Annotated in this window: 15 protein-coding genes; 4 read left to right on the top strand and 11 right to left on the bottom strand. The window is 65.3% G+C overall.

Features of this window, described 5'->3' with window-relative positions; all coding sequences use genetic code 11:
• Positions 1–56: 56 nt before the first annotated feature.
• The gene (locus tag AB431_RS19505; protein ID WP_047331318.1) at positions 57–1,709 is read right to left on the bottom strand and encodes a DUF4185 domain-containing protein; all 1,653 of its coding nucleotides are present in this window, start codon (positions 1,707–1,709) and stop codon (positions 57–59) included.
• Between the two features lie 322 nt (positions 1,710–2,031).
• Between AB431_RS19505 and AB431_RS19500 the strand changes: the two genes are divergently transcribed.
• Positions 2,032–2,313: a hypothetical protein gene (locus AB431_RS19500; RefSeq protein WP_047331317.1), complete on the top strand. Its 282-nt coding sequence runs from the start codon at positions 2,032–2,034 to the stop codon at positions 2,311–2,313.
• Here AB431_RS19500 and AB431_RS19495 read toward each other — a convergent pair.
• Entirely contained in the window at positions 2,306–2,779 is a 474-nt protein-coding gene (locus tag AB431_RS19495) for an SRPBCC family protein (protein WP_047331316.1), read from the bottom strand. The genes AB431_RS19500 and AB431_RS19495 overlap by 8 nt on opposite strands.
• A 91-nt stretch (positions 2,780–2,870) precedes the next feature.
• On the opposite strand from AB431_RS19495, the gene AB431_RS19490 reads away from it, so the two are divergent.
• Complete coding sequence (locus AB431_RS19490; protein WP_047331315.1) at positions 2,871–3,995, top strand: phosphotransferase family protein; 1,125 nt, start codon at positions 2,871–2,873, stop codon at positions 3,993–3,995.
• A gap of 2 nt (positions 3,996–3,997) precedes the next feature.
• Here AB431_RS19490 and AB431_RS19485 read toward each other — a convergent pair whose 3' ends face one another.
• From AB431_RS19485 to AB431_RS19475, 3 genes are all read right to left on the bottom strand, one after another.
• The gene (locus AB431_RS19485; protein WP_047331314.1) at positions 3,998–4,285 is read right to left on the bottom strand and encodes a hypothetical protein; all 288 of its coding nucleotides are present in this window, start codon (positions 4,283–4,285) and stop codon (positions 3,998–4,000) included.
• A gap of 143 nt (positions 4,286–4,428) precedes the next feature.
• Positions 4,429–7,317: an RND family transporter gene (locus AB431_RS19480; protein ID WP_047331313.1), complete on the bottom strand. Its 2,889-nt coding sequence runs from the start codon at positions 7,315–7,317 to the stop codon at positions 4,429–4,431.
• The gene (locus AB431_RS19475; protein WP_047331312.1) at positions 7,314–7,745 is read right to left on the bottom strand and encodes an MmpS family transport accessory protein; all 432 of its coding nucleotides are present in this window, start codon (positions 7,743–7,745) and stop codon (positions 7,314–7,316) included. The genes AB431_RS19480 and AB431_RS19475 overlap by 4 nt, the downstream gene beginning before the upstream one ends.
• 335 nt (positions 7,746–8,080) lie before the next feature.
• On the opposite strand from AB431_RS19475, the gene AB431_RS19470 reads away from it, so the two are divergent.
• Complete coding sequence (locus AB431_RS19470; RefSeq protein WP_047331311.1) at positions 8,081–8,419, top strand: DUF732 domain-containing protein; 339 nt, start codon at positions 8,081–8,083, stop codon at positions 8,417–8,419.
• Between the two features lie 10 nt (positions 8,420–8,429).
• A complete protein-coding gene (locus AB431_RS19465) occupies positions 8,430–8,882 on the top strand; it encodes an SRPBCC family protein (protein WP_047331310.1) in 453 nt (150 codons plus the stop codon).
• On the opposite strand, the gene AB431_RS19460 is transcribed toward AB431_RS19465, so the two are convergent.
• The 6 genes from AB431_RS19460 to AB431_RS19435 are packed head-to-tail and all read right to left on the bottom strand — an operon-like array spanning position 8,879 to position 15,006.
• Positions 8,879–9,619: an SDR family NAD(P)-dependent oxidoreductase gene (locus AB431_RS19460; RefSeq protein WP_047331309.1), complete on the bottom strand. Its 741-nt coding sequence runs from the start codon at positions 9,617–9,619 to the stop codon at positions 8,879–8,881. The genes AB431_RS19465 and AB431_RS19460 overlap by 4 nt on opposite strands.
• A gap of 14 nt (positions 9,620–9,633) precedes the next feature.
• Positions 9,634–10,083, bottom strand: coding sequence for a hypothetical protein (locus AB431_RS19455; protein WP_369802923.1), 450 nt, complete (start codon positions 10,081–10,083; stop codon positions 9,634–9,636).
• Positions 10,084–10,095: 12 nt separating this feature from the next.
• Positions 10,096–11,688: an ABC transporter ATP-binding protein gene (locus tag AB431_RS19450; protein ID WP_047331308.1), complete on the bottom strand. Its 1,593-nt coding sequence runs from the start codon at positions 11,686–11,688 to the stop codon at positions 10,096–10,098.
• Positions 11,685–12,542 carry an ABC transporter permease gene (locus tag AB431_RS19445; RefSeq protein WP_047331307.1) on the bottom strand — a complete coding sequence of 286 codons (858 nt, stop codon included), beginning with the start codon at positions 12,540–12,542 and terminating at the stop codon, positions 11,685–11,687. Before AB431_RS19445 ends, AB431_RS19450 begins: the two co-directional genes overlap by 4 nt.
• The gene (locus AB431_RS19440; protein WP_369803073.1) at positions 12,539–13,480 is read right to left on the bottom strand and encodes an ABC transporter permease; all 942 of its coding nucleotides are present in this window, start codon (positions 13,478–13,480) and stop codon (positions 12,539–12,541) included. Before AB431_RS19440 ends, AB431_RS19445 begins: the two co-directional genes overlap by 4 nt.
• Entirely contained in the window at positions 13,480–15,006 is a 1,527-nt protein-coding gene (locus AB431_RS19435; protein WP_047331305.1) for an ABC transporter substrate-binding protein, read from the bottom strand. Before AB431_RS19435 ends, AB431_RS19440 begins: the two co-directional genes overlap by 1 nt.
• Positions 15,007–15,054: the final 48 nt, after the last annotated feature.

The raw sequence follows: 15,054 nt of genomic DNA, 5'->3' as shown, positions 1-15,054 counted from the left end.
TGAATTCTAGACGCAGGCGGGGCGACGAGCGTCACTGACAGGGGCGGCCCGGTGGATCAGACCAGCGTCGCCTTCAGCGAGGACAGGTCGGTCTTCATCAGCGCTACGTTGTAGTTGCCCCACAGCGACATGTTCCAGTAGAGCGTGCTGGTGTCCGGATTTCCGTTGCCGTCGACCAGCTTTCCGGTGCCCGACCACGGGTGAATCATCGGCGCGTAGAGCCCGGGATAGGTCGCAGAGGTCGCCACCGTGATCGGAGCCGACCAGGTGTCTTCCGGCGAGTCGGCGTAGCGCAGCTTGACGTTGTTGTTGCCGTCGGCGTACATCATCACGTACTTGCCCAGGTACTCGTTGTACTGGACCGACATTTCGCTGACGTTGCCGCCGGTCTTGGCGCCAAACAGTCCGCCGAGCATTCCGCCGAACACATTCGGGTCGTTCGCCCAATCGATGATTGGTCCGAAAAGCCCTGCGGAGTGCGTGGAATCGCCGATGATCGGCGTGGCCGCGACCGGCGCCCCGGTGACCCAGTCGTTGCCGTTCCAGTATTGGTATTTGGCGAGGTCGTTCACGTTGTCGACGGCGACCCGCGACAGGTAGGCCGAGCCCGCGCGACCCGACGGCGTGCCGAACGCGTAGAGGTACTGGGTGTCTCCGGCTGCGACCTTGTCGGCCGGCTGCAGAACGTAGGCCGCCTGTTGGAAATTCTGATTACCCGGAACGTAGGGCGTGGTTGAGCCGAACCAGCTCGCCGAACGGATTGTCGAAGGCACCAGCACCCAGTTGCCGCCGTTCGGGCCATCGACGAAGTGCGAGATCGCGGAATAGTTAGTGGTCCACCGGCCCGGGGTGTCCCACGACTTGACCGACATGTAGTTGACGTACTGCTCGTTGTTGACCGAGACGGCGGAGGTCGGGATGACCGTCACCTCGGAACCGAAGAACGGGAACAGCACGCCAGAGTTGCGCCGGATGAATTGCCCGGCATACCCGGTCTTCAGCAGATCGAGGCCATCCCACAGCTGTGTGTCGGTGCTCAGAAGCAAAACGTTGGAGCGCCAGTCGCCGGTCATGCCGGGCTGGCTGAAGGTGTCACCGAACGCCAGTTGGATCTTGCCGGTCAGCCCGTTCTCCCACATGATGCCGAGGTCGGTTCCGTAGATCCCGAAGCCGGCGGTGTTGTTGGTCTGCCGCCAGCCGCTGCCGGGGTAGGCGTTGTTGAACTGGCCGGTCACCCAACCGACCGGCGAGGACGGGATGCTGGTGGGTGGCGCAATCACCACGGCGGCAGTGGATACCGCGGCGCCGGCGGGGGAGATCTCGCGTCGCCCGGACGCGGCGACGCCGGTCTCGCTCGTCACGTCGACCGCGGACAGCAGCCCGGTGACCACCTTCGGTGCGGTGGGCTTTGCTTCGGCGCTGACCGTGCTTGCCTTGGGTACCGTCGCGGCCTGGGGAGCCTTGTTCGCGGTGCGCGTGGTGGTCAACTTGTTGGATGTCCGGGCCGATGAGGCGGTGGCCTTCGGCTTCGACGGTCCGGCGGCCCCGGTACCGGACGAGCTTTGCGACGGCGAGCCCGAGTCACTGGAGCCGGACGTCTCGGCCCACGCCGCGCCCGCGCCGGCGAGGATCGCCACCCCGACACCCAAACCCACTGCCAGACCGCCGATGCGACCCACATACTTCGAGGCACTATTTGTCGAACCCATCACTGCTCCCCTTAGAAAACGCTGAGAAGACGGTACCGCAACGGGCAAACCTCGTGGCCGACTCGGAGTCACAAGTCTGCAAACAAATTCACCGATCAAACGAAGCCGAGAAGCCCGGCTGGCTTGGTGATCACGGCGCGGGGAGCTGCTCCTGGGCGAATCCTGCAGGCGCCGTGTGTGCGCCGCGAGGAAACATCTCCGGAGCGCACAGGTGATTGCCAAGTTCACAAAATCATGGAAAGATCTGCAGCTCGAACAGGCATTCCGGCCTATCTAAGGCCCCCGGCGAGGGCGAGTTCGCCGCTTTCGGTAAAGGATCGTCATGAATTCGCCCTCTATCCCTGCCCGTGTTGCTGCGCTCATCGGTGGTGCCGCGCTCATTTCCATGGCGTCGTTCGTCGCGTCGTGCAGTAAGAACGAGAGCCCGGCTCCGTCGCCGTCCACCTCGACGACTACGACGACGTCACCGGCGTCGCCCAGTCCATCCGCGACGCCGACCGAGAAGCAGCTCAGCCCGACAGACGGCAACAAGTTCTCGCCGACGGTGATCGCACCGCCCGCGCCGACCGAGCCGCCCGGCAACCACCACCACGGTCTCAACTGATCGCGGCGAGCTCCCGCGCGATCGCGGCGTGATACCGGTCGATGTTGGCCGGGTTCACTATTCGAAAGAAGCCGTCGGGCATCGGCGCGTCCTTCGGCGCTTCGATGGTCATGGTGCGAGAGAACAGCGTGACGTCCGCGCCGGGCTCAGTGAAGTGGTACTGAACGGTGATCCGGCCGTCCATTCCGCCGTTGCCCTCCCGGTCGTGGCCGAGCCGGCCCACGGAGTTGAACACCCACAGCCTCGGGCGCACGGCGATCGCCAAGTGCCAGGTGAAGATCCGATCTCCATCGGGGCCGCCCTCTTCCCAGGTGTCGCCCACGGCCAGCGGCAGTTGGTCCAGCTTTCCCACGTAGTTGCTGCCGGGGTAGGTCTTGGTCCAATTGGCGGGATTGGTCACAAAGTCATAGATCGTCTCCGGTGACTGGCTGAAAGCCGTCTCCGAGCTCGTGGTCACGATGCCCAATTGCGTTGCCTTTCTTGTCCGCTGTGCGGGAAGTTTACACTTTCGCGCGGATTTGTAACTGTACGTGCCGCAACGGCGGTATGGTCCATCGGTGCGATCAGTTGCGCGCTTCGGCGCCCACGTCGGCCGCGGTGTGCGGCGACTCGCCCTCGACAGCGCGCTTGGCGGCAGGAGGTCGTTTCCGCGTCGGATGGCCGACCTCACGCCGACGGCGTTGTCCGCGATCATTGGCCGCCGCGTCGATTCGGTGGCGATCCGCGACGGCGCCGCGGGAACCTCGAGCCGCGCCCGACTGGCGCTCACCGGCGATGATGTCCCGGCATCGGTGTTCGTGAAGATGTCCGCCGACAGTGCCGGCATCAGGATGCTGGGGGAGCTGGCCGGCCTTGGTGAGACCGAAGCTCGGTTCTACCGGGAATTGGCACCCGAACTCGGGGCGGGAGTTCCGAGGTCGTACGGCTCGGCATTCGACCACCTGACGGGGCGCTTCGTGATCGTCCTGGAGGATATGACCATCTCGCCGTGCGAGTTCCCGGACACGCTGAACCCGCTGTCGACCGACCAGATGGGCCAAGTCCTCGAAGTGTTGGCCGAATTGCACGCGACGTTCTGGGGTCGTTTGCCCCAAAAGTCCGGTGGCGGTGGTCAATTCGCCTGGCTGGTGGCGCCCTCGGAGGACCCGGCCAATCTCCTGACACCCGCGGTCATGCGCACCTCGGCGCGCCGCCTGGCGGGCTCGACGACGATACCGGTACGGGCCGGCCGCTACATCTGGGAGAACTTTCCCGCCATCACCGCCCTGATCGACCGCGGCCCGCACACCGTCCTGCACGGAGACGCCCATCCCGGGAACACGTTCTTCCGCAATGGGCGGGCAGGGTTGCTGGACTGGCAGGTGCTGAGACGCGGTCATCCGGCACGCGACCTCGCCTACGCGATCGTCCTCGGTACTCCGGTCGGTGACCGGGCGGGCGTCGAGCGTGACCTACTCGACGTGTATCGAACGGCACTGGCCGCCATGGGTGGACCGCAATTCGACCGCGACGACCTGTGGACGCGCTATCGGCAAGCCGTTGCGCACCCGTATCTTTCGGGCCTCGCCACCGCAGGACTCGGCGGCATGCAATCCGAGCGCATCGCGCTGGAGGGCCTGCGGCGCGCGGTGACCGCGCTGGAGGAACTCGAGACCGTCGACGCGCTACAGCGAGTGCGCTGAGACTACTTGGCGCAGTTGATGGTGACGTAGGCGATGCCCTGGGCGCCCGCCGAGCCTTGCGTGTTGATGTCCGTCACGGTGCACGCCGACAGCCCACCGTTGGGGACGCCGTTCTCGTACTGCAGGGAGACGTCGTAGCCTGCGGCGTCCAGGTCACGAATGGTGGCGGCGGCCGACTCGGAGCCAGGCTCGGGGATGCTCGGGGGATCGGCAACGGCCAACGGGGTCAAAGCAACGGACGCGCCGACAGCGATCAGCAGCGGTGCGACGTAACGCATTTGGAGCGACATCAGAGTCCTTCCTGGACGGCCGGCCGATAAGGGCTGCCGTCAAGGATGACAGCAAAGTCATGGCCGGACTTGCCACTGTGCGAACGGCGGCTGAACAGGTATCGAACAGCCGACGACTCGTCAGGTCAGACTAGACCCACCGATCAGGTGGAGACACCCGGTGCGCTCGCGTCGACCGAGCGCCGCTCGGCCGCCTCCTGCGGCGTCGGCCATGGTTCCGGCAGCGGACGCTGACGCACCTTCTGGGGCCACCAGAACCAGCGTCCCAGCAGGGCCGCGATGGACGGCGTCATGAACGAGCGGACCACGAGGGTGTCGAACAACAGACCCAGGGCGATCGTCGTTCCCACCTGGCCACCGACCCGCAGCGGACTGATGGCCATCGAAGCCATCGTGAAAGCGAACACCAGACCCGCCGAGGTCACCACCGAACCACTGCCGGCCATGGCCCGGATGATGCCGGTGTTGAGCCCCGCGTGGATCTCTTCCTTGAACCGCGCGACCAGTAGCAGGTTGTAGTCCGAGCCAACCGCGAGCAGGATGATCACCGCCATCGCGATCACGAGCCAGTGCAACGGCTGCCCCAGAATGTGTTGCCACAGTAGGACCGAGAGCCCGAACGACGCACCCAGCGACAGCACCACCGTGCCCACGATCACCCCGGCGGCCACCACGCTTCGGGTGATCACCAGCATGATGATGAAAATCAGGCAGAGAGCCGCGATTCCGGCGATCATGAGGTCGTAGTTGGCGCCGTGCTGCATGTCTTTGTAGACCGAGGCGGTGCCACCGAGATACACCTTCGAACCCTCGAGCGGGGTGCCTTTGATCGCCTCGAAAGCGGCGTTCTTGATCTTGTCGATATGCGAGATGCCTTCTGGCGTCGCGGGGTCTCCTTCGTGGGAGATGATGAACCGCACCGCTTTTCCGTCCGGCGAGACGAACATCTTCAGGCCGCGCTTGAATTCCGGGTTGTCGAACACTTCTGGTGGCAGATAGAACGAGTCGTCGTTCTTGGACGCGTCGTAGGCCTGGCCCAGCGCAGTCGCGTTCTGCTGCATGGCGTCCATCTGATTCTGCAGGCCGCCCATGGTCGACTGCATGGTCAACATGGTGGTCTTCATGGTCTTCATCGTCGCGATCATCGGCGGCATGACCTGGACCATCTTGGGCATCAAGACGTCGAGCTTGTCCATGTCGACCATCAGTGACCCGAGATCGTCACTGAGAGTGTCGATTCCGTCGAGCGAATCAAAGATCGACCGCATCGACCAGCAGATCGGGATGTCGAAGCAGTGCGGTTCCCAGTACAGGTAGTTGCGGATCGGCCGGAAGAAATCGTCGAAATCGGAGATGTTGTCCCGGATTTCGTTGGTGTCGGCGACCATCTGCTTGGTCTTCTCCACCATGTTGTGGGTGATTCCGACCATCTCTTTGGTCAGCGCCAGCATGCGCTCCATGGTGTCGATGGTGACCTGGAGCTCGTCACCCATCTTCAGCATGTCCTTCATGCGGTCCTGCAGATAGGACATGTTCATCGTCTGGTTGGTGCCCTGCATGCTGATGATGAACGGAATCGACGTGTGCTCGATCGGGGTGCCGAGCGGACGCGTTATGGTCTGCACGCGGCCGATGCCAGGAATGTGGAAGACCGTCTTGGCGATCCTGTCGACGACCAGCATGTCGGCCGGGTTGCGCACGTCGTGGTCGGCTTCGAGCAGCAACAGTTCGGGATTCATCCGCGCTTGCGGGAAGTGCCGGTCGGCAGCCGCATAGCCCTGGTTGGCCGGAATGGTGCCGGGCAGGTAGTAGCGGTCGTTGTAGTTGGTCTTGTAGGTCGGCAGCGCCAGCAGACCGATCAGGGACAGCGCGATCGAGGCGACCAGGATCGGTCCTGGCCAGCGGACCACCGCGGCCCCGACCCGTCGCCAGGTGTGGGTGTTCATCTTCCGCTTGGGCTCGAACATGCCGAACCGGGCGCCGATCGAGATGATGGCGGCACCCAAGGTGAGGGCTGCGAACACCACGACCAGCATCCCGATCGCCAGCGGGAAGCCGAGCGACTGGAAATAAGGCAGCCGGGTGAAGTGCAGGCAGAACGTCGCGCCGGCGATGGTCAGGCCCGACCCCAGGATCACATGGGAGGTGCCGTGGTACATCGAGTAGAAGGCAGTCTCGCGGTCCTCGCCGGCCAGCCTGGCCTCGTGATAGCGGCCGATCAGGAATATCGCGTAGTCGGTCGCGGCCGCGATGGCCAGGGTCGCCAGTAGGTTCACCGCGAATGTCGACAGGCCGATGATCTCGTAATTTCCGAGGAAGGCGATGACCCCTCGGGCCGCCGTGAGTTCGGTGAAGACCATGACGAGCACGAGGATCACCGTCGTGATCGACCGGTAGACCAACAGCAGCATCACGAAGATCACGCCGATGGTGAGGGCTTCGATGAGCTTGACGGCGGAGTCACCCGCGTTGTGCTGGTCGTGGCTCAGCGCGGTCGGGCCGGTGACGTAGACCTTGATTCCGGCCGGCGGCGGATTGTCCTTGACGATCTTGGTGACCGCGTCGATCGACTCGTTGGCCAGCGCCTCGCCCTGGTTTCCGGCCAGGTACAGCTGGACGTAAGCCGCCTTGCCGTCAGCGCTTTGGGATCCGGCGGCGGTCAGCGGGTCGCCCCAGAAGTCCTGGATGTGTTCGACGTGCTTGGTGTCCGCGCGCAGCTTCTGCATCAAGCCGTCGTAGTAGCGGTGTGCCTCGGGGCCCAGCTGTTGGTCGCTTTCCAGCAGCACCATCGCACTGCTGTTGGAATCGAATTCCTGAAAGTCCTTGCCGACCTTCTTCATCGCCTTCATCGATGGCGCGTCCTCGGGCGCCAGCGAGACGGTGTGTTCCTGACTCACCTGTTCCAGCGACGGGACGGCGACGCTGAGCACAACGACCAGACCGAGCCACAGCAGAACGATCGGCACCGAGAACGCCCGGACGAACCGGGGTATCAACGGATTCTTCTTGGGCGGGCTCTGGAGGTCGGTCATGCGGACTTCACCAGGCAGAAGGTCTGGGCGTTGACGCCGGTCGACGTCTTCTCATCCTTGAGCACGCCGTCGACCAGAATGCGGCAGCCGATGGTGTCGGTGTCGCCTTGGGCCACGATGTTGGCGCTGGCGGCGGGAGCTGTCGTGGTGAGGGTCAGCGACCAGGGCAGCGTGATGTCGCGGGCGATCTGGGGCTGCGCGTCCAGGTCGAGGTAGTTGATGGTTGCCACTGCGCCTTCGGGGCCGAAGATCTGATAGGTCACTTGCTTGGGGTTGAACGGCTTGGTGTCGTTGGCCAGGCCGCTGCCGGGGCGGGTCAGCTCGGTCTTACCGAAGACGCCGTGCAGCCGGAACACGCCGAACGCTGCGATAACCACCACAATCACGATGACCAGCGGTATCCAAGCCCGCCCCAGTGCCTTGACCATAGGATGCCTCGACGAAACTACGACGCCGGCACGGACAGCGCTGGGACTCCCTCGGCGCCGATCCTGAACGCGGCCGTCCGTCCCATCTCAACCCCGTTTTCCTGTGTGTCGCGACAGCTTAGCTTAGTTAACGTAAGAGATTAGCTCACTTAATTGATCGGACGATACCCCCGGTAGCGCCGCCGATCGATTCTCTCCGGACGTTCGTGCCCGAGGTCACATCGCCGGCCGGTGTCAGCTGCGGTCACACCGCGGGGCGCGCCGACTACAGTGCCACGCCGTCAATTGTGTGGATGGCTCTTGCGGCAGTGTTTAGCTGTCCTACAATCTTGGCCATGAACGTTACGAGGCTTGCCATGGCCGCCGTTGCGGCCGTCGCGGCGCCGATCGTGCTGGCCGCGCCGTCGCACGCCGACCCCGACACCGATTTCGCCAATCAGCTGCACACCTTCGGGATCTACGGGCCTCGTGACTACAACGCGTGGATCGGCAAGATCACCTGCAAGCGATTGGCCACCGGCCTGGACAAGGATGCCTACGCCTCGGCGAAGTTCCTGCTGACCAATCTCCCGATGGGCACCAACCAGGGCCAGGCTCTGCAGTTCCTCGGCGCTGCGATCGGCACCTATTGCCCGGACCAGGTCGGCGTTCTGCAGAGGGCGTCCGTCGGCTAGCAGTCTGCCGATGGCCGGTCCCGTCGACCGGGTGGTCAGTGCTGATGTGCCCGGCGCGCCCGCCGCGGTTCGCGCCTATTACGTCGACCTGGACAACATCAGGGACGTCCACCCACTGGTGGTGTCGGTCGAGACCCTGTCCCGCACGGTCGTCGAGGACGGCTACGTACACGTCTATCGGGTGCGCGACCGCATCCCGCTGGGCGCGGTGAAACTTCCGATCACTTACACGGCGCGGTTGGAGGTGCCGTCGGCGGGACCGGTGCGCACCGAGGCCCGTCAGTTCCCGGCCGTCCGCCTGGATTCGGTGGTGTCTTTCGACCCGATCCCGGCTGGGACCCGGCTGACCGAGCGGATCCGCTTCACCGCACCGCGGCCGTTGCTCGCCGTCACCGTGCGACAGGCGATCGCGGCGCATACGGAGATGCTGGCCGGCATCCGCCGGCATTTCGAGGGGGTCTAACCCGCGGTCTTGCCGTTGTCGACGTTGTACACCGCGCCGTGGATGGTGATCGCGTCGTCGCTGGCGAGGAACGCGATCACCTTCGCCACATCGGCCGGCGCCATCATCCCGCGCGGCGCGGCGATGCGCATGATGAGATCCCAGTTGGCGTCGTCGGGAGTCTTGAAGTCGGTGACCTGGGGGGTGAGCATCCCGCCCGGGCAGATGACGTTCACCCGCAGCTGTTCCTTGGTGTACTCGATCGCCAAAGCTTTGGTCATCCCGACCAGTCCGTGCTTGGCGGCGCAGTACGCGGCCGAATACACCTCGCCTTCGATGCCGGCGATCGACGCGACATTCACGATGTTGCCGCCGACCTCCAACAGGTGCGGCAGTGCCGCGCGGGTCAGATAGAAGGGCCCGTTCAGGTTCACGGCAAGGTCGTAGTCCCAGTCCTCGTCGGTCACCGACGTGGTGTGTCGCATCTGGTGAAAGCCCGCCGCGTTCACCAGCACGTCGAGCCGGCCGAATCGTTCCACACACTGCGCGACGGCCTCTCGGCAGGCTTGGGCGCTGGTGATGTCGACAGACGAATATGCGCCGCCAGGAACGGATTCGAAAACCGTCGCCATTCGCTCGTCGTCGCGGGCGATGCCGAACACCGTCGCTCCCCGCTCGGCGAAGACCTGCGCGGTCGCGGCCCCGAGGCCTGACGACGCGCCGGTCACCAGGGCGACTTTTCCGTCCAGCTGTGTCATGTCCGACCCTTCACTCAAGCGTGTACGTCGCGAAGACCTTTCGCGTTGCGCAGTCCCGAGCAGTTGTAGCACCCGACGCAGCCGACGCAGTCGGTACATCTCACACAGCCGACGCAGGCCGTGCAGCGACGGCATGCCACGCATGCCACGCAGGCCACGCACTTGCGCAGTTGGACCGACAGCACGGTGAGTACGCTGCCCGCGACCATGGCGCTGCCCGCGGTGGCCACCGACCCGACGACGAGTGCGCTGCCCGCGGTGGCGATCGAGCCGACGACGGCGGCGCTGCCCGCGGTCGCGATCGAGGCGTTGACCGCCGCGCTGCCTGCGGTAGCGATGGATCCGGCGACGACCGCGCTGTTGGCGGTGTTGACCGATCCGGCCACAACCGTGCTGTCGATGGTGTCGATGGAGCCGGCCACCGCGATCGGCTCGGGGGGATTCATGACGGCGAATGTTTTCACGCCACGAGCATGTCAGCCCGAGCGCGGTCGTGCGGGTGGGACGGCCGCCAGCAATGTGCGGGTGTACTCGTGTTCCGGTGCGTTGAGCAGGTCGGCGGCGGGCCGGTATTCGACCGCCGCGCCGTCGCGAAGCACGAGCACGTCGTGGCTCATCTGCTCGACGACGGCAAGGTCATGGGAGATGAACAAGTAGGTCAGGTCCAGCTCGCGTTGCAGATCGGTGAGCAGGTCCAGGACCCGGGCTTGGACCGAGACGTCGAGGGACGCCGTCGCCTCGTCGAGGATGACCAATTCCGGTTCGACTGCCAGCGCGCGGGCGATGCTGACGCGTTGCCGCTGGCCACCGGAGAGCTCATGCGGATACCGCGATGTGAAGTCGGCCGGCAGACCGACCAGCTCCAGCAGTTCGGCCACCCGCTCGTTGCGGGCTACCTTGCCGCGCCGAATTCGATGCACCACAAGCGGTTCGGCGATCGCCGCACCCACGCGGGCGCGCGGGTCAAGTGCCGCGAACGGGTCCTGCAGCACGAGGCTGATCCGCCGGCGCAAAGCCTTCTCGTCCGCGCCGCGCACCCCGAGGATGTCGACTCCGTCCAGCGTCGCCGTACCTGAGGTGGGGGAGACCAGTCCGGTCAGTGCCCCGGCCACCGTCGACTTGCCCGACCCGGACTCACCGACAAGACCCAAGGTGGTGCCGCGGCGGATCTGGAATGTCAGGTTCTTGACGGCCGGCACACCGCCGAACTCGACGTCGAGCTTCTCGACGTCGAGTAGGACGGCCGCATCGGTTGGGGCCGGTTGTGGGCCACCGGCTCCGATCAGCGGCCGGGCGTCGAGAAGTTCACGGGTGTAGGCGTGGCGCGGCCGGTCGAAGATGTCGAGGACCGGCGCCTGCTCCACCGCGAGCCCGTCCTGCAGCACCGTGACCGTATCGGCCACCTGGCCGACAAGTCCCAGGTCGTGACTGATCCACACCACGGCGGCCCCGAAGTCGCGCTGCAACTCTTTGATGAGTTCGACGATCTGCGCCTGCGTCGTCACATCCAAGGCGGTGGTCGGTTCGTCGGCGACCAGGAGCTCGGGGTCGCAGGCCAACGCGATCGCCACCATGACGCGCTGCCGCTGACCGCCCGACAACTGATGCGGATAACTGTCCAGGCGGCGCTCCGCCTCGGGTAGCCCGACGGCCTCCAGAAGTTCCAGAGCCCGCTGGCGGGCGCTCCGACGGGTCAGATTGCGATGTGCCTGCAGGGATTCGGTGATCTGACGTTCCAGCGTGAGCAGCGGATTGAGCGACGTACCGGGGTCCTGGAACACGAAGCCGATGCGCCCGCCGTGCACGCTGCGTAGCACGCGCGGCTTCGCGCCGACCAGCTGGATCGTGTTCGAATCAGCCACTGCGCCAAGCTGACTCGAGCCGGTCGTCACCGCCCCCGGGGCATCGAGCAGGCCGGTGGCCGCCAGTGCGGTCATCGTCTTGCCCGACCCCGATTCGCCGACGATCCCCAGCGTCTGCTCGGCTTCGACGTCGAATGAGATGCCGCGGACGATCTCCCGGCCTCCGAGCCGCACCCGCAGATCGCGCACACTGAGCACCGGCGTCATGAGCCACGCCCGGCTTCGGTCGATGTGCGCTGCTTGGGATCGAGCACATCCCGCAGCCCGTCACCCAAGAGGTTGAACGCCAGCACGATCACAAAGATCGCCGCTCCGGGGAACACCGCCACCCACCACGCCAGCGTGACGAAGCCCTGCGAATCGAAGATCATCCGGCCCAGGGACGGCTGAGGTGGCTGCAGACCCAGCCCCAGAAACGACAGCGCCGCCTCCGAAAGAATCGCGAACGCCAGCGACAGGGACGTCTGCACGATCAACGGTCCGGAGATGTTGGGCAGCACGTGGCGGGCCAGGATGTAGCGGTGTGGGCTGCCCATCGAACGCGACACCGCGACATACGGTTCGACCCGCACACCTAGCGTGCTGGCGCGGGCGACGCGGGCGAAGATCGGCGTGTAGACGACACCGATCGCCAGCATTGTGGTGGTCAGGCCCGGCCCGAGAACGGCGACGATTGCCAACGCCAGCAACAGAACCGGGAACGCGAACATCACGTCGACGCACCGCATCAGCACCGTGTCGAGCCAGCCGCCCCGGTACCCGGCGAGCAGGCCGACGCTCACCCCGACGATCAGTGCGAACGCGACGCTGACGACAGCCACCTGCAGCGAGGCTCGGGTGGCGACCAGGACCCGAGAGGCGATATCGCGGCCCAGTTCGTCGGTGCCGAACCAGTGTGCGCCGCTGGGGGCCTGCAGGGCATTCGGTACGTCGACATCATTGACACCCGACGGTGCGAACCAGTGTGCGCCCAGAGCGGCGACGACGATGGTCAGCAGCAGTATGGCACTGATCAACGCGACCGGATTGCCAAGCAGCAAGCGCCAATTCGACACCCTCATGACAGCCTGATCCGGGGATCGACCACCGCATACAGCACGTCGACGATGAGATTGATGAGCAGGAACAGCGCCGCGATCAGCAGCACCGCACCCTGGATCACCGGATAGTCGCGGGCGGCGACGGCGTTGTAGGTCAACCGTCCCAGGCCCGGCCACGCGAACACCACCTCGACCACGATCACTCCGCCGAGGATCGTCGCCAGCTGGATGCCGGTGATGGTCAGCACCGGAATGAGCGCGTTGCGCACGATGTGCCGGGACGTGACCACCGCGGGGGGAAGTCCTTTGGAGCGGGCGGTGCGCACGTAGCCGGCATCGGCGACCTCCAGCACGGCTGAGCGGACGTAGCGGGTCATGATGGCCCCGGCCACCAATCCGACGGTGAGCCCGGGCAATACGATGTGGCGCAGCCAACCGCCGGGATCCTGCAGCAGCGGCCGGTATCCGGAGGTCGGCAACCAGCCGAGCGTCGAGGCGAACAGGCCGATCAGCAGGATGCCCATCCAGAAGTCCGGAACCGACACGCCGAATTGGCTTGCCACCCGGACGATTCCGTCACCGGGCCGCCCTCGGTGCAACGCCGAATAGATGCCGGCGGGCAGGGCGATGACCAAAGCGATCAGGATGCCGACCAGCGCCAGGGACACCGTGGCCGGCAGCCGCTCGAGCAGCGTTGCGGTCACCGGCTCACCGTTGCGGAAGCTGACGCCGAGATCGCCGGTCAGCGCAGAGCCGGCATAAGAGAAGAACTGTGTGATCAGCGGTCGGTCCAGGCCGCTGGCCGACCGCAACGCCTGATAGGCCTCCGGTGTGTAGCGCGTGCCCAACGCGATGCGCACGGGATCGCCCGGGACCAGATGCACCAGCGCGAACACCACGACAAGCACGCCGAACATCACCACCGCCGAATACAACAGCCGCCGCAGCAGGAACGTGATCACGTCGCACCACCGGACTTCAATTGGGCGGAGCGAAATCTCACCGCACCGTCGCGCCGGGCCTCGTACCCGGTCAGGTTCGTTGACCAGCCCTGGATCACCGAGGGGTTGTACAGATAGATGTAGCTGGCCTTGTCGGCGATGATGGTCGCCGCCTTGGCATAGTCGTCCCGGCGGCGGCCTTGGTCGGTCTCGATGCGCGCCGCGTCCAGCAGCCGGTCGACTTCGGCGTCGGAGAACTTCTGGGCGTTACTCGTGCCGCCGGTGTGGTGCTGGGCGTAGTAGAAGTCGTCAGGATCGATATTGCCCAGCCAGCCCATCATCAACATGTCGAAGTGACCGCTGTTCTGCTCGTCGAGCCAGGTCGCGAAGTCGACCGTGCGGATGTGCACCGCAATGCCGACCGCCCCAAGGTTGTCGGCGATGATCTGCGCCGCGGTGACGGTCTCGGGGTATTCGCTGGTGACCAGCATGTCCAGGTTCTGGTCGCCGACCCCGGCTTCGCGCAACAATTCTCTGGCGCGAGTTTCGTCCCGGCGGTAGCGGTCGTACGGGGTGTACCACGGGTTGCCTTGTGGAATTGCAAGCTGATTGGCGGTCGCGGTGCCGTAACTGGTGGCTTGCACGATCGATCCGCGGTCGATCGCGTAGGCAATGGCCTGCCGCACCCGGACGTCGTTCCACGGTTTGCGGGCCTCGTTGAGTGCCAGATACCAGTAGTCGTTGCTCGGGGTGACAGCCAGGTGTATGGACTCGTCACCCTTGAGTTGCTCCACGCGCTGGGGCGGAATCGCATCGGTCCAGTCGATCTCGCCGGCCTGCAATGCCGATAGCGCCGTCGATGGTTCGGAGATGAACCGGAACGTCACGCCGGGAATCTTCGGTGCACCAGCCCAATAATTCTTGTTCGCGGTCAGCGTGATCGAGTCACCACTGGTGCGTCCCGCGAAGGCGAACGGCCCGGTGCCCACCGGATGTGTTGCGATCTGGCCGGTTTCGACGTTGTGGCGCTGCACGATCGCCATACCCTTGAACCCGCCGAGGTTCGTCAGCAGATTCGGGGTGGGGTGTGCCACGTTGATGACGACGGTCTGCGGATCCGGCGCGCTGACGTCGCGGACCGCGCTGAGTTTGTCGGCGTTGGCGAGCTTGTCGTCGATGATCCGTCGATACGAGTAGACGACGTCGGCGGCGCTGAAGGCGGAGCCGTCGTGCCAGCTGATTCCGGGGCGCAGGCGGAAGGTCCAGGTGCGTTGATCGGGGGAGACCTGCCAGGACTGGGCGAGGGCCGGTCGCATCTGGAGGTTTTCGTCCGGCTCGACGAGGGTGTCGAAGACGTTCTCGAGCACCTCGAAGGAGAAGTAGGCGGTGCTCTTCTGCGGGTCGAGCTGATCCGGCTCGCCGGCGATCGCCGCGGTGAGGTTGCCCGCCGACGGGCCCCCGAGATCCACCCGCGAACCCGTCGAACATGCCGCCAACAAGGCGAACATCACGAGGGCAGCGGTCAGCACCGCCGAGCGTCTCATCGTCGAACGAGTTTCCCGAACCGTTGATCTCCTAAACGCCCAGCTGCG

The organism is Mycobacterium sp. EPa45 (assembly GCF_001021385.1).
Lineage (GTDB): Bacteria > Actinomycetota > Actinomycetes > Mycobacteriales > Mycobacteriaceae > Mycobacterium.
Note: the sequence above shows the minus strand (reverse complement) of the source record. Positions and strands in the feature narration are given on the sequence as shown.

Excerpts from the sequence above, each read along its gene's own strand:
- AB431_RS19505 (WP_047331318.1), bottom strand. The coding sequence starts at position 1,709 with ATGGGTTCGACAAATAGTGCCTCGAAGTATGTGGGTCGCATCGGCGGT.
- AB431_RS19500 (WP_047331317.1), top strand. The coding sequence starts at position 2,032 with ATGAATTCGCCCTCTATCCCTGCCCGTGTTGCTGCGCTCATCGGTGGT.
- AB431_RS19485 (WP_047331314.1), bottom strand. The coding sequence starts at position 4,285 with ATGTCGCTCCAAATGCGTTACGTCGCACCGCTGCTGATCGCTGTCGGC.
- AB431_RS19480 (WP_047331313.1), bottom strand. The coding sequence starts at position 7,317 with ATGACCGACCTCCAGAGCCCGCCCAAGAAGAATCCGTTGATACCCCGG.
- AB431_RS19475 (WP_047331312.1), bottom strand. The coding sequence starts at position 7,745 with ATGGTCAAGGCACTGGGGCGGGCTTGGATACCGCTGGTCATCGTGATT.
- AB431_RS19470 (WP_047331311.1), top strand. The coding sequence starts at position 8,081 with ATGAACGTTACGAGGCTTGCCATGGCCGCCGTTGCGGCCGTCGCGGCG.
- AB431_RS19465 (WP_047331310.1), top strand. The coding sequence starts at position 8,430 with ATGGCCGGTCCCGTCGACCGGGTGGTCAGTGCTGATGTGCCCGGCGCG.
- AB431_RS19460 (WP_047331309.1), bottom strand. The coding sequence starts at position 9,619 with ATGACACAGCTGGACGGAAAAGTCGCCCTGGTGACCGGCGCGTCGTCA.
- AB431_RS19450 (WP_047331308.1), bottom strand. The coding sequence starts at position 11,688 with ATGACGCCGGTGCTCAGTGTGCGCGATCTGCGGGTGCGGCTCGGAGGC.
- AB431_RS19445 (WP_047331307.1), bottom strand. The coding sequence starts at position 12,542 with ATGAGGGTGTCGAATTGGCGCTTGCTGCTTGGCAATCCGGTCGCGTTG.
- AB431_RS19435 (WP_047331305.1), bottom strand. The coding sequence starts at position 15,006 with ATGAGACGCTCGGCGGTGCTGACCGCTGCCCTCGTGATGTTCGCCTTG.